The 13,379-nt window shown below is 65.5% G+C and carries 13 protein-coding genes; 11 read left to right on the top strand and 2 right to left on the bottom strand.

What is annotated here, in order from left to right:
* Positions 1–4: 4 nt before the first annotated feature.
* Complete coding sequence (locus A5790_RS13495) at positions 5–928, bottom strand: hypothetical protein (protein ID WP_066844817.1); 924 nt, start codon at positions 926–928, stop codon at positions 5–7.
* 322 nt (positions 929–1,250) lie between these two features.
* Here A5790_RS13495 and rplS point away from each other — a divergent pair, with 322 nt between their 5' ends.
* From rplS to A5790_RS13440, 11 genes are all read left to right on the top strand, one after another.
* Positions 1,251–1,592 (top strand): 50S ribosomal protein L19, encoded by a 342-nt coding sequence (rplS, locus tag A5790_RS13490; protein ID WP_064428397.1) that lies wholly within the window; start codon positions 1,251–1,253, stop codon positions 1,590–1,592.
* A gap of 86 nt (positions 1,593–1,678) precedes the next feature.
* Entirely contained in the window at positions 1,679–2,494 is an 816-nt protein-coding gene (lepB, locus tag A5790_RS13485) for a signal peptidase I (RefSeq protein ID WP_066844814.1), read from the top strand.
* 27 nt (positions 2,495–2,521) lie between these two features.
* The gene (locus tag A5790_RS13480; RefSeq protein WP_066844808.1) at positions 2,522–3,253 is read left to right on the top strand and encodes a ribonuclease HII; all 732 of its coding nucleotides are present in this window, start codon (positions 2,522–2,524) and stop codon (positions 3,251–3,253) included.
* Between the two features lie 54 nt (positions 3,254–3,307).
* Positions 3,308–3,613, top strand: a complete 306-nt coding sequence (locus A5790_RS13475; RefSeq protein WP_064398671.1) for a DUF2469 domain-containing protein — start codon at positions 3,308–3,310, stop codon at positions 3,611–3,613.
* A gap of 594 nt (positions 3,614–4,207) precedes the next feature.
* Positions 4,208–5,401 carry an MCE family protein gene (locus A5790_RS13470; protein WP_369829786.1) on the top strand — a complete coding sequence of 398 codons (1,194 nt, stop codon included), beginning with the start codon at positions 4,208–4,210 and terminating at the stop codon, positions 5,399–5,401.
* A complete protein-coding gene (locus A5790_RS13465) occupies positions 5,398–6,423 on the top strand; it encodes an MCE family protein (RefSeq protein ID WP_066844806.1) in 1,026 nt (341 codons plus the stop codon). The genes A5790_RS13470 and A5790_RS13465 overlap by 4 nt, the downstream gene beginning before the upstream one ends.
* Complete coding sequence (locus A5790_RS13460; protein ID WP_066845150.1) at positions 6,423–7,523, top strand: MCE family protein; 1,101 nt, start codon at positions 6,423–6,425, stop codon at positions 7,521–7,523. Before A5790_RS13465 ends, A5790_RS13460 begins: the two co-directional genes overlap by 1 nt.
* Complete coding sequence (locus A5790_RS13455; RefSeq protein ID WP_066845152.1) at positions 7,520–8,932, top strand: MCE family protein; 1,413 nt, start codon at positions 7,520–7,522, stop codon at positions 8,930–8,932. Before A5790_RS13460 ends, A5790_RS13455 begins: the two co-directional genes overlap by 4 nt.
* Positions 8,929–10,089 carry an MCE family protein gene (locus A5790_RS13450; protein WP_066844805.1) on the top strand — a complete coding sequence of 387 codons (1,161 nt, stop codon included), beginning with the start codon at positions 8,929–8,931 and terminating at the stop codon, positions 10,087–10,089. The genes A5790_RS13455 and A5790_RS13450 overlap by 4 nt, the downstream gene beginning before the upstream one ends.
* Positions 10,089–11,780: an MCE family protein gene (locus A5790_RS13445; RefSeq protein ID WP_066845144.1), complete on the top strand. Its 1,692-nt coding sequence runs from the start codon at positions 10,089–10,091 to the stop codon at positions 11,778–11,780. Before A5790_RS13450 ends, A5790_RS13445 begins: the two co-directional genes overlap by 1 nt.
* Positions 11,777–12,256, top strand: coding sequence for a hypothetical protein (locus A5790_RS13440; RefSeq protein ID WP_231987783.1), 480 nt, complete (start codon positions 11,777–11,779; stop codon positions 12,254–12,256). The genes A5790_RS13445 and A5790_RS13440 overlap by 4 nt, the downstream gene beginning before the upstream one ends.
* Here the strand turns inward: A5790_RS13440 and A5790_RS13435 are convergent.
* A complete protein-coding gene (locus A5790_RS13435; protein ID WP_066844802.1) occupies positions 12,234–13,346 on the bottom strand; it encodes a dihydrodipicolinate reductase in 1,113 nt (370 codons plus the stop codon). The genes A5790_RS13440 and A5790_RS13435 overlap by 23 nt on opposite strands.
* Positions 13,347–13,379: the final 33 nt, after the last annotated feature.

The following is a 13,379-nucleotide window of genomic DNA, read 5'->3' as shown; positions in this document are numbered from 1 at the left end:
GAGACTAGATTCGGCCGCCGGGGAACATGGTCTTGACCGCCTGCGTCACCGTGTCGCGTGCGGTGGCGTCGTCGGCGGGCTGCATCGATGCGATCGCCATGACGAATCGACGATCGGTGCCGATCGCCCCGGTGGACCAGTGCACCCAGTTCCCGCCGTTCCAGCAACAGAACCAGCCCTGCTTGACCGCCACCCGCTCCTCGAAGAGCCCTTCGGGGATGCCGAACCGCTGCGGGTAGACACCGCCGGGCATGGTGCCGTCGGGCGCCGTCGGAGTCGACCTGGCCAGGTTCGACACGATGACGTCGGTCTTGTCGGGGGGTAGGCCGCCGCCGCCCGAGAGCAACTCTGAGTAGTACCGCACCAAATCTCCCGTGGTGCTCAAGGTGTTGAACCAGCGGCCGTTGTACGGCGTGCTGGTCGCGCGCAGGCCGTACCGCGCGGTGACGCGCGAAACGATCTCGCTGCCGCCGCCGCGATTCCAGAAGATCTCGGCCGCGCTGTCATCGGATGACCGCAGCATCGCATCCAACGCCTTGCGGTCCTCGGGCGTGATTTCGGTCTTCCCCTGCGCTTCCTGCAGCAGCAGGTCGTCGGCGATGAACAGCTTGACCACCGACGCGATCGGCATCGCCTCGTTGTTGCCGTTGGACACGAAGGTTCCGGTATTGCGGTCGAGCACGGCGACGGAGAGGTCGGCACCGGTCTCGGCGGCCTGCTCGGTGGCCTGGCGCGTGCGGGCGACGAGCCCGCCGAAGGAGGCGGCGGGCTCGTCGGGCCGGGATTCGGGCAGCGGTCCGGAGCCGCCCTGCGGCGCGATGACGGTCGATGGCGCGTCGTGTGCTTGCGTCTCGTACCCAGCGACGACCACGATGGCGGCGGCGGCGATTGCGATCGTCTTGACCAGCAAAGACGGCCGCCGTTGCATGACCCTCCTCAAATGGCCCGGATGAGAAAATCGGGGCCCGCCGCGTCGCTTCGGCCCTGGTGTCAACCCTAATCACTGGCTACCCGGGGCGCCTGTCCAGGTAACGTCGGGAGGCGCGGACCGACGGACCCGGTGCGATTTCGCTGGATCAGGTCTCATCTGGCACAATTGAGCAGTTGTCTGTGCAGGACCCGGGAACGGCTCGTTCCGCCCGCTGCGAGATACACCCCGATTCGCCCGATCAGATCGGCTCGGCAGGCCATGTCACGGTGCCCACGTGACTGCAGCGCCCGCAGCCGCCAACCGCAAGGAAGTGTCACCGATGAACACGCTGGACTTCGTCGATCAGACATCACTGCGCGACGACATCCCGGACTTCGGTCCCGGCGACACCGTCAACGTGCACGTCAAGGTCATCGAGGGCTCCAAGGAGCGCATCCAGGTCTTCAAGGGTGTGGTCCTGCGTCGCCAGGGTGGCGGTGTCCGGGAGACCTTCACCGTGCGCAAGGAGAGCTACGGCGTCGGCGTCGAGCGGACCTTTCCGGTGCATTCGCCCAACGTCGACCACATCGACGTCGTGACCCGTGGTGACGTACGTCGCGCCAAGCTGTACTACCTGCGTGAGCTGCGCGGCAAGAAAGCCAAGATCAAGGAAAAGCGCTGACGTCCCGGTCGGCTGTCGGCGCCGGGGCTTGATCCTTGGAGCGCGAGCAGCGCGGGGCTGAGCACGGCGCTGGCTACCCTGATGCGGTGACCGGTTCCTCAGAGCCCGACGAATCATCAGCCGAGCACCGGCCCGAGACCGCCGAGCCGGACAGCGAGACGGAAAAGCCCAAGAAAAAGGGCGGTGCGCTCCGAGAATTCGCGATCCTCATCTCGATCGCGCTCGTCATCTATTACGTCATGCTCACGTTCGTCGCCCGGCCGTATCTGATTCCGTCGGAGTCGATGGAACCGACCCTGCACGGCTGCCCTGGCTGCACCGGCGACCGGATCATGGTCGACAAGGTGACCTACCGGTTCTCGTCACCCGAGCCCGGCGACGTCGTCGTGTTCAAGGGCCCGCCGAACTGGAACATCAACTACCGGTCGATCCGCTCGGACAACACCGCGATCCGATGGGTGCAGAACGCGCTCTCGGTCGTCGGATTCGTCCCGCCCGACGAGAACGACCTCGTCAAGCGGATCATCGCGGTGGGCGGCCAGACGGTGGAATGCCGAGCGGCGACCGGGTTGGCCGTCGACGGCAAGCGGCTCGACGAGCCGTACCTGGACCCCGAGACCATGCAGGCGGACCCCGCGATCTATCCATGCCTGGGAAATGAGTTCGGGCCGGTCGAAGTGCCTGAAGGCCGGTTGTGGGTGATGGGGGACAACCGCACCCACTCGGCTGATTCCCGCGCGCACTGCACCAACACCCCGGCCGACGCCCAGAAGGGTCTGCTGTGCACGGGCGACCCGACGGCGGGCACCGTCCCGGTGGACAATGTCATCGGAAAGGCGCGATTCATCGCATGGCCCCCCTCCCGTTGGGGTGGCGTGGGCAGCGAGAACCCGCAGACGTAAACGCCACACGCACTAGGAGAGCTGTTCTTGCCGGCGACATGGCCTCCGCGCACTGTGATCCGGAAATCCTCGGGGCTGCGCACCCTGGAATCTGCGCTGTATCGCAGCGGCCTCGGGCCGGTCGCCGGCGTCGACGAGGTCGGCCGCGGCGCGTGTGCGGGCCCCCTCGTCGTCGCCGCCTGTGTTCTCGGCCCGAATCGGTTGGAGAGCCTCTCGGCGCTCGACGATTCGAAGAAGCTCAACGAAAAGGAGCGCGAGCGCCTTTTCCCCCTGATTCGGCGTTACGCCCTGGCTTACCACGTGGTGTTCATCCCCTCCCATGAGGTCGATCGCCGCGGCGTGCATGTGGCCAACATCGAGGGCATGCGCCGCGCGGTCGCGGGCCTGTCCGTGCGACCGGGCTATGTGCTGTCCGACGGTTTCCGCGTCCCCGGGCTGTCGGCGCCGTCGCTTCCGGTGGTCGGCGGCGATGCGGCCGCGGCGTGCATCGCGGCGGCCAGCGTGCTGGCCAAGGTCAGCCGCGACCGTCTGATGGTGAAGATGGAGGCCGAACACCCTGGGTACGGCTTCGCGCTTCACAAGGGCTACAGCACGCCGGCGCACAGCGCGGCGCTGGCCGAGCTGGGGCCCTGTAGCCAACACCGGCACTCGTTCATCAATGTGCGCCGGGTGGCCACGGCCGGAGGAATCAGAGTGGTGACCGAACTGGTTGACTCCCGTCACGTGGGTCCACCGGAGCAATGTGACGAAGCGGGGTAGGGGACAATGGGAGCCAACAAGGGGGCAGCGACCAAGATGAAGGACAGCTGAGCGATGAGTGCCGAGGATCTCGAGAAATACGAAACCGAGATGGAGCTCTCGCTCTACCGCGAATACAAGGACATCGTCGGCCAGTTCAGTTACGTGGTGGAGACCGAGCGCAGGTTCTACCTCGCCAACAGCGTCGAACTGGTGCCGCGCAACTCCGACGGAGAGGTCTATTTCGAGCTGCGGTTGGCCGACGCCTGGGTGTGGGACATGTACCGGCCCGCCCGCTTCGTCAAACAGGTCCGCGTGATCACCTTCAAGGACGTCAATATCGAAGAGGTCGAAAAGCCCGAATTGCGGCTCCCGGAATAGGCGGGGCGCCTCGATCGCGCCGCGTCGATCAACTGACGTTTGCGACAGTAAGTAGTCGCCCGAAATACCAACACGTTTCGCGCCGAATCACAGGGGCCGGCCTTTCCAAGACTGCCCGTCTCTATTCTCGTAATAATTGCCATTTGGCTTCGCGCGGCGTCGGTCGCACGGCACGATTGAGTCGCATCGTCGACGACGCGTTGTATCCGTCGACTTGTCATTGCGCTGAATAATGCCCGCGGTGGGCCTAATCATTGTTCCATGCAAGCCCGACGGTCGGCCTAACTGACAATCTGGTCACGTACGTCACGAGCGCGAGACAGATAACACCGAATTGTCCCATTTCTGCCTGTTGAAGTGCAGTGAACTGTGTGTCATTCTTGTGCAGCAAACAAATATTGGCCTTGCCGCTACCGGGGAGAGGATCTGCGACTAATAAAATCCGCTTGATAACGGGAGCGATTGACCCAAAGATATGTTCCGGCGTAAAGTCCTGCACCGTCCTCGATCGCACACTGGGGGGAAAGCGGGCTTGTCATACCGATCGGCGGGGTGCGGTGCGGAGCGCCTCGGGCATGAGCGCGGGAGCGATCGGTGAAGCGCTATCTGCTGCGCCCGCTCGTCGGATTGGCGTCGATCGCCGCACTCGTGGCGGTGTTCGCTTTGGCGGCGAGCCTATTTCGCGGCGACTTCGCCGATACCGTTCCGGTGACCGTGATCTCGCAGCGCGCCGGCCTGGTGATGAATCCCGATGCCAAGGTCGAAATCCGTGGCGTCCAGGTGGGACGGGTAGAGGCGATCGAAGAACTGCCCAGCGGTGAGGCGGCACTGCATCTGGCGATGGATCCTTCGCGGCTCGATGCGATTCCGGCCAACGCGCTCGTCGACGTCGCGTCGCCAACGGTGTTCGGCGCCAAACAAGTCCAATTCGTCTTTCCCGAAGAGCCGTCACCCCAATCGCTGCGCGCCGGTCAGGTGATCGAGGCCCAGCATGTGATGGTCGAGGTGAACACCGTCTTCGAGCAGCTGACCTCGGTGCTGTCCACGATCGAACCGGCGAAACTGAATGCCACGCTCGGTGCGATCGCCCAAGCCGTATCCGGTCGTGGACAGAAGTTCGGCAAGATGCTTTCCGACCTCGACTCCTACCTCGCGACGCTCGAGCCCAGCCTGCCGGCGCTCAACCGCGATCTGGAACTGGCTCCCGGAGTGCTTCGCGCATACGCAGACGCGTCAGGGGATCTCGTGTCGATCGCCGACAACGCGGCGACCATCAGCGAGTCCATCGTCGACAAACAAGACGATCTCGATGCGGCGCTCGTCAGCGTGATCGGGCTCGCCGAGGTCGGCAACGAGGTGATCGCGCAGAACCGTCAGGCGCTGACCGACGTCGTGCGGCTGTTGGTCCCGACCACATCATTGACCAACGAATACAACCAGGCGTTGTGGTGTGCGCTGGCCGGCATAGTCGAGTCAGCGCATTTCCCACCGTTGAAAGCGCCGGGCGTCGAGGTGCTGGCCGGCTTCCTGTGGGCGCAGGAGCGGTATCGCTATCCTCTGGATCTGCCCAAGGCAGGCGCCGAGGGCGGTCCGCAGTGCACCGGGCTGCCGAAGCTGCCGTTCGAGACCGCCGCACCGTATGTGGTGGCAGACACCGGTACCAATCCGTGGCGACGCACCTATCCAGGCATCGTCCTCAATGCCGACATCATCAAGCAGATCATGTTCCCCGACACAGAAACCGCTGGACCGCCCCGTAATACAGCACAGATCGGAATGCCGGGATGAGGCGTTCGCTGCGGCCGACCGTGGTCAAGTTCGGGCTTTTCGCGCTCGTGATGACGTTGCTTACCGCATCGCTGTTCTTCATCTTCGGTCAATACCAAACCGGGAGCACCAAGGATTACACGGCGGTGTTCGCCGACGCCTCCCGGCTGAAAACCGGACAGTCCGTGCGGGTGGCCGGGATGCGGGTCGGCACGGTCAACAGCGTCAAGTTACGCCCCGACAAAACCGTGCTGGTCAGCTTCGACGCCGATCCGAATGTACGCATGACCACGGGCACGCGAGCCGCGGTCCGGTACCTGAACCTGGTAGGCGACCGATACCTGGAGCTGATCGAGGGGCCCGACGGAACACCGATGCCACCCGACTCACAGATTCCGGTGGAACGGACCCAGGGCGCCCTTGATCTCGATCTCCTTCTCGGCGGCCTCAAACCCGTTATCCGGGGACTCAATCCGGAGGATGTGAACGCCTTGTCGGCGTCGCTGATCCAGATCTTCCAGGGGCAGGGCGGCACCCTGCAGTCGCTGCTGAACAACACCTCCGGATTCACCACAGCCCTTGCCGAGCACAACCAGACGATCCAGGCGCTGATCGACAATCTGCGCACCCTGCTTACGACCCTGAATCGCGAGGGGGACAAGTTCTCGGGCACGATCGACCGCCTGGAGAAGCTCGTCACGGAGCTTGCGGCTGAACGCGACCCGATCGGCACAGCGATCGAGTCGCTGAACAACGGCTCGGCGTCCGTGGCTGACCTCCTCAGCGATGCGCGCGCGCCGCTGGCGGGCACCATCGATGAGCTTGCCCGATTGGCGCCCAACCTCGACTTCCAGAAGGACCGGATCGACACGAGCCTGCAGAAGGCGCCCGAGAACTACCGGAAACTGGTCCGTACCGGGTCGTACGGAAGCTTCTTCAACTACTACATCTGCGAACTCAAGTGGCGGGTGACCGACCTGCAGGGCCGCACCGCCGTCTTCCCCTGGCTCAAACAGGAAAACGGGAGGTGTGCCGAGCCCTGATGCTGAAATACCGTGGCAGACAACTCATCCGCGCCGGAATCCTCGGCGTGGTGCTGATCGTCCTCGTCATCGCCGTCGGGCTCGCTCCGGAACGACTGGTGTCATGGGCGACCGCGGTGCGGTATCAGGCGCAGTTCACCGACGCCGGCGGGCTGGCGGCGGGCAACGACGTCACGATCTCGGGGATCAAGGTGGGGACCGTCTCCGGCGTTGCGCTCCAGGGGCGCAACGCGCTGGTGACGATGGTGGTCGACGGCTCGGTGTCGCTGGGGTCGGACACCACCGCACACATCCGGACCGGAACGCTGCTGGGCGAGCGGGTCGTGACCCTGGAATCGAAGGGCGAGGGGTCACTGCACCCGATGGACGTGATCCCTGTGTCGCGCACCGCATCCCCGTATTCTTTAACCGAAGCGGTCAGCGAGCTGACGAGCAACACCGCGGGCACCGACACCGCGTCGTTGAACCAGTCCTTGGATACGTTGGCCGCGACCCTGGACCAGGTGGCGCCGCAGCTGGGCCCGGCGTTCGACGGGCTGACCCGGTTGTCAAGGGCGATTAACGACCGTGACGAAACGCTGGGGGATTTGCTCGCAAACGGCGCCGATGTCACCGAGATCCTGTCGGACCGCAGCCAGCAGGTGAGCACGCTGATTCTGAACGCCAACGACCTGGTGTCGGTGTTGTCGGCGCGGCGCTACGCCATCGTCGAACTGCTCGCGCACACATCGGCGTTATCCAAGCAGCTGTCCGGCCTCATCGCCGACAACGAGAAACAGCTCGCCCCCACATTGGAGAAGCTCAACGGCGTCACCGAGATCCTGGAGCGCAACCGCGACAACATCGCCAAAGCGCTTCCCGGGCTGGCGAAGTTCCAGATCACGTTGGGCGAGACGATCGGTAACGGTCCCTACTACCAGGCCTACATACCCAACATCTTCTTCGGTCAGATTTTCCAGCCGTTCTTCGATTATGCGTTCGGGTTCCGGCGCGGGGTCAACGCCGGCCAGCCGCCCGACAATGCCGGGCCGCGCGCCGAGCTTCCGTTCCCGTACAACGGAATTCCGATGCCCCATGAGCAGTGGGGTCCGGGGCGATGAACAACATCTGGGTGAAGCGTTCGCTTGCTGTGGCGCTGGCGGTGGCGCTCGTCGGGGGAGCCGTGGTCCTGTTCCGGCAGACCGTGTTGCGGCCCACGACCATCACCGCCCACTTCACCACCGCGACCGCCATCTACCCCGGTGACGAGGTCCGTATCGCCGGCGTCAAGGTGGGCTCCATCGAATCGATCAAACCGGTCGGCACGCAGGCCGAGATGAGGTTGGTCGTCGACCACGGCATCAGGGTGCCCGCCGGCGCCAAGGCGGTTATCGTCGCGCAGAACCTGGTCTCGGCGCGGTACGTCCAACTGACACCCGCCTACGAGTCGGGGCCGGTGATGGCCGACGGTGCCGTTATCCCGTTGGACCGCACGGCAGTTCCGGTCGAGTGGAACGAGGTCAAAGAGCAGCTGATGCGCCTGGCAACGGACCTTGGCCCCGCCGAGGGTATGTCGACTGGTTCGGTCGGCAGGTTCATCGACAGCGCGGCCGGCGCGCTCGGCGGCAACGGCGACAAACTGCGTCAAACGCTTGCGCAGCTGTCGGGTGTCGGTCGCATACTCGCCGACGGCAGCGGCAACATCGTCGACACCATCAACCACTTGCAGACGTTCGTCACCGCGCTGCGCGACAGCAACGAGCAGATCGTGCAGTTCCAGGACAGGTTCGCGACGTTGACCAGCGTCGTCGACGACAGCCGATCCGATCTCGACGCCGCGCTGAAGAACTTGTCCGACGTCGTGGGCGAGACGACCCGGTTCATCAGGGGCAGCCGAGACCAGACCGCCGAACAGATTCAGCGACTGGCCAACGTCACCCAGAACCTCGTCGACAATCGCATGGCACTGGAGAACGTACTGCACATCGCGCCGCACTCGATCGCCAACGCGGTCAACATGTTTGACCCGCGTACCGGCGCCGCCAGCGGTGTGTTCGTGCTCAACAACCTGTCGAATCCGGTGTGGGCCATCTGCGGCATGATCGGGGCGCTGCAAAACGTCACCTCGCCCACCACAGGCAAGCTGTGCGCGCAGTACCTCGGGCCCGGCCTGCGCACGGCGAGCATCAACAACGTGCCGTTCCCGTTCAGCCTGTTCCTGACAGCGAACCCGCCGCCGTACATGCTGCGGTATTCCGAACCGGAACTGATGCCCGGGGCGGGCGGGCCGCCCGACGATCAGCCCGAGCCCCCGCCCGCGGTGTCGGCCTACACCGGAATCGGCGACGTGCCGCCGCCTCCCGGATGGGGCGCGCCGCCCGCCCCGCCCGGTCTGCCGCCCGCGGCCGTCGCGCCGGCGTCACCCGGCCCGCCGACCGTGCAGGACATGCTGCTGCCCGCCGAGCGGCCGAGTGCGCAGGCGCCACCGGCGACGGTGGCCCCGGTCCCACACGGTGGAGCCCCCTCATGACGGCTCGTCGGATGGTGGCGGTCGGCCTGAGCATCCTGCTGACGGTCACCGGTTGCTCATTCCAAGGGGTCAACTCGCTACCCCTGCCGGGCGCGGTGGGCCGAGGGCCGGATAGCAACGTCTACCACGTCGAACTTGCGAATATCGGGACCCTCGAGTCGAATTCGCCGGTGATGATCGACGATGTCGTGGTCGGCAGCGTCGGGAAGATGACGCTGCACGGCTGGCACATCGACCTGGAGGTCTCGGTGAAGCCCGAGGTCGTGGTGCCCGGCAACGCTGTGGCCACGGTGGGGCAGACCAGCCTCCTGGGATCGATGCACGTCGCGCTCGACCCGCCGCCCGGCGACGAACCGCGCGGCAGGCTCAGTCCCGGCGCCACCATCGCTCTCGACAGGACGTCGACCTATCCGTCGACGGAACAGACGCTGTCGTCCCTGGCGGCGGTGGTCAACGGCGGGGGACTGGGCCAGATCGGCGACATCATCGCCAATTTCAACACCGCGCTATCGGGACGTCAGGGAACGGTGCGCGACTTGATCACCCGGCTGGACACCTTCGTCGGGACCCTGTACCAACAGCGCGACAACATCATCGCGACCATCGACGAGCTGAACAGGTTCTCGCAGCGGTTGGGTGATGAACAACGGCTGCTTACCCGCGCGCTCGACAAGATTCCGCCCGCGCTCGACGTCCTGATCCGGGAACGACCCAACTTCACCACCGCACTGAAGCGGTTGGGCCAGTTCAGCGATACGGTTTCCGGCTTGATCAACGACACCCAGGCCGACCTCGTGAGGAATCTGCAGAACTTGGAGCCGACCCTGCGCGCGCTCGCCGACGTGGGCGCAGAGATCGACACGGCGCTGGCTGCCTTGCCGACGTTCCCGTTGAGCCAGAACTTGATCGACCGCGGGGTGCGCGGTGATTACGTGAATCTCTTCGTCACGGTGGACTGGACGAACGCGCGGCTCAAGCGTGGATTGCTGCTCGGCACCGCGCTCGGGCAGAACCGTGCATCGTTGATTCCCGCGCCGGGTGACCCCGGATACGACGCGTACTACACCAAATTCCCACTGGGCGTTGGCACCTCGCCGCCCTTCGGCCCGATTCCCAATGCTGCGCCCGCACCGTGGGAACCGGGGGGTGGTGGCTGATGCTGCCGCGGGTGGTGCGCATCCAGCTCGTGATCTTCTCGATCGCATCGATCATCGGCGTGGTCGCAATGGTGTTCGCCTACATGCAGGTGCCCACCCTGCTGGGCATTGGGAAGATCACCGTCACACTGGAGTTGCCGTCCTCCGGTGGGCTCTACCGGTTCGCCAACGTCACCTATCGCGGGGTGCAGGTCGGCAAGGTGACCGAGATGGACGTGTCCCGCACCCAGGCCACCGCGACGCTGCGGCTCGACACCTCGCCGAGAATCCCGTCCGATCTGCAGGCCGAAGTGCGCAGCGTGTCAGCCGTCGGCGAGCAGTACGTCGAGCTGCTTCCGCGCACCGAGTCGCCGCCGTATCTGGAAGACGGATCGGTGATCGCCATGTCCGACACCACGATTCCGCAGCCGGTGAGCCCGATGCTCGAGCAGGTGAACACCCTGATCGCGAGCATCCCCAAGGGTCGCCTGAGCGAATTGATCGACGAATCGTACAAGGCGTTCAGCGGAGCCGGCTTCGACATGGGTTCGCTGGTGGACTCGTCGGCCACGCTCTCCGAAGCCCTGAACGAGGACCCGTCGCGCTCGGCGAGGTTGGCCGAAGACTCGGTGCCTCTGCTGGATTCGCAGGTCCGCTCGACCGACTCGTTGCGGGTGTGGGCGCGAAGCCTCGCCGGGATCACCGGTCAGGTCGTGGCCAACGACCTGCAGCTCCGCACTCTTCTGGACGAGGGTCCCGCCGCAGTTGATGAGGTCGCCGGCCTGCTCGAGCAGATCAAGCCGACACTGCCGGTGCTGCTGGCCAACATGACCACCATCGGTCAGGTTGCAGTCACCTACCGCCCCTCGCTGGAGCAGGTGCTCGTGCTGTTACCGCCGTTCGTAGCCAACGTGCAGTCGTCGGCTCCCCATAACAATCCCACCGGTATCGCCCTGGGTGACTTCCGCATTCAGATGGCCGACCCCAACCCGTGCACCGTCGGCTTCCTGCCGCCCTCGCAATGGCGGAGCCCCGACGATCAGACCACGATCGACACGCCGGACGGGTTGTATTGCAAGCTGCCGCAGGACTCGCCGATCGTCGTGCGTGGTGCGCGCAACGCGCCTTGTATGGGTGTGCCGGGCAAGCGAGCGCCCACCGTCGAGCTGTGCTACAGCGATATACCCTATCAACCGCTCGCGATGCGCCAGCACTCGCTCGGGCCCTACCCGATCGATCCCAACCTGATCGCGCAGGGAGTGCCGCCCGACGACCGGGTCAGGGCCGACGAGAACCTCTTCGCCCCGCTGGAGGGCACGCCACTGCCGCAGGGCATGGTGCCGCCGATCCCGCCTCCGCCGCTCGCACCCGGAGCGAAGATGCCGTCGCTGCCTCCGAACGCGATCCCGCCCCTTGTTTCGCAACCGGTGGACCAGCGGGGCGCCGCCGATGCACCCGCACCTCAGGCGGGGACCCCACACGGGCCACCGCCGCAGTCAGACGGTTCGCCGCCTCCGGCCGGGGCGGTACCCGCAACGCCGAGTTCGGTCACCACCGGGCGCTCCGCGGAGGGACCATCCGTCGCCATCGCGCACTACGACCCGCAGACCGGCCAGTATGCAACGCCGGACGGAAACGTCGGCCGCCAAACCGATCTCGCGCAGCGCCCGAAGTCGTGGCAGCAGTTGATCTACGAGGGAGGCGAGCAGTGATACGGGCGTTGACGATCGCGGTGACGATCACCGCGGCGGTGCACTCCGCGCCGCTCGCACAGGCGCAGAACGAGGTCGCGATCAACGGCGTGTTCACCGCGTTTTCCGACGGCCGGTGGGCGACAACCAACGACTCGCGCCACGACGAGGCGAGCGTCACCCAGACCTGGACCATCACCTCGACATGCACGACGTATCAGGATTGCACTGGTCGGGTCGAGAGCGATCAGGGTTGGAGCGCGGATCTGGTGTATATGAGCGGCCGGTGGAAGGTGACCAGGACCGTGCCGGACTGGGAACCGTGCATCGACGGTACGGCCTACCCGGGCAAGCAGTCGTGGGTGTTCTGGCTGGGTTATCCGCAGGACCCCAACAAGTACGAGGGGTGGGACAAGACCGAGGGTCCCAGTGGCGCCTGCGGTTTCAACAAGGTGCTCGACATCGAGATGCCGTTCAGGCTGACCCGCGTGGGTTGAATGCGTGCCGCGGGATCGTCAAGGGTAGCTCGACCGAGCTGAGCAGACCGGGTTGTGCGGCAATGACATAGGGCACCGCATTGACGACACGCATGGCCGTGGCGACCATTGCGCCAGCGCCGGAGGTCATGCTTTCGATAGCCGCGTCCTTGCGGTCGCGGACGGTGGCTGCCATCGTGCACTCGATGTCGGGCTGACCGGTGATCACGATCCGATAGCCGAGGGCATTCGGCAGCGTCGGCCACTGCGGAGCCACATCCGCCGCCAATCGGGTGACGTGTTCGATCACGATCGCCTCGCGGCCGTCGACGATGCCGATGGCCTGCATCCGCAGGGCGCCGCACGTCCCCGCCTCGACGGTGCCCATCGCCACCTCGAGCGGCCGCTCGGTCACCGCGCGGTCGAACGTCTCGCGCACCTCCTGCACCTCGACGCCGAGGGCTTCGGCGACCATGCGGATCTGGCCCTGCCATTCGCCGGCGATCGCGCCGGGGAACGAGATCCACGGCTGGTAGTCGAGCGGGCGGCCGAATCCCAAAGCGTCGCTCATGATGTCGGGCACGCCGTAGTCGTCGTAGAGGCCGATCTCGTAGGCGTGGATCTTCTCGATCTGTGAGGACTGGGTGCAAAGCACAAGCGGTAGGTAGTCGGCGACGAAGCCCGGTTCGATGCCCGAGGCGTATAGCGAGACCTGGCCCTCCTTGGCCGCCGCGGCCAGTTGGTCACGCCACTCGGCTGGCTCGTAGGCGTGCGGATTGACCAGGTGGGTGGTGCTCGTCGTCACCACGTTGATGCCGGCGTTGAGCAGCTTGACATAGTCCGGGATGGCGAGCGCGTCACGTTCGGGCCCGCTTGCCGCATAGACGACGCAGTCGGGCCGCAGCCCGATCAACGCATCGGCGTCCGTGGTGGTGGCCACCCCGATCGGCTGTCCGTTGGCGAGTTCGCCCGCGTCCATGCCGTCCTTGTCGGGGGAGTGCACCCACACCCCGACGAGATCCAGGTCGGGTCGCTGCGAAATCGCGCGGATCGCAATCGACCCGATTCCACCGGTCGACCAGACCACCACGCGGTGTTTGCCTCCGGTCATCGATCCTCCTCGGGGAGCGCGACGGGGCGAGAT

It is taken from the genome of Mycobacterium sp. 852002-51152_SCH6134967 (assembly GCF_001667105.1).
Lineage (GTDB): Bacteria > Actinomycetota > Actinomycetes > Mycobacteriales > Mycobacteriaceae > Mycobacterium > Mycobacterium neumannii_A.
Note: the sequence above shows the minus strand (reverse complement) of the source record. Positions and strands in the feature narration are given on the sequence as shown.

Excerpts from the sequence above, each read along its gene's own strand:
- A5790_RS13475 (WP_064398671.1), top strand. The coding sequence starts at position 3,308 with ATGAGTGCCGAGGATCTCGAGAAATACGAAACCGAGATGGAGCTCTCG.
- A5790_RS13450 (WP_066844805.1), top strand. The coding sequence starts at position 8,929 with ATGACGGCTCGTCGGATGGTGGCGGTCGGCCTGAGCATCCTGCTGACG.
- A5790_RS13435 (WP_066844802.1), bottom strand. The coding sequence starts at position 13,346 with ATGACCGGAGGCAAACACCGCGTGGTGGTCTGGTCGACCGGTGGAATC.
- rplS (WP_064428397.1), top strand. The coding sequence starts at position 1,251 with ATGAACACGCTGGACTTCGTCGATCAGACATCACTGCGCGACGACATC.
- A5790_RS13465 (WP_066844806.1), top strand. The coding sequence starts at position 5,398 with ATGAGGCGTTCGCTGCGGCCGACCGTGGTCAAGTTCGGGCTTTTCGCG.
- A5790_RS13455 (WP_066845152.1), top strand. The coding sequence starts at position 7,520 with ATGAACAACATCTGGGTGAAGCGTTCGCTTGCTGTGGCGCTGGCGGTG.
- A5790_RS13460 (WP_066845150.1), top strand. The coding sequence starts at position 6,423 with ATGCTGAAATACCGTGGCAGACAACTCATCCGCGCCGGAATCCTCGGC.
- A5790_RS13445 (WP_066845144.1), top strand. The coding sequence starts at position 10,089 with ATGCTGCCGCGGGTGGTGCGCATCCAGCTCGTGATCTTCTCGATCGCA.
- A5790_RS13495 (WP_066844817.1), bottom strand. The coding sequence starts at position 928 with ATGCAACGGCGGCCGTCTTTGCTGGTCAAGACGATCGCAATCGCCGCC.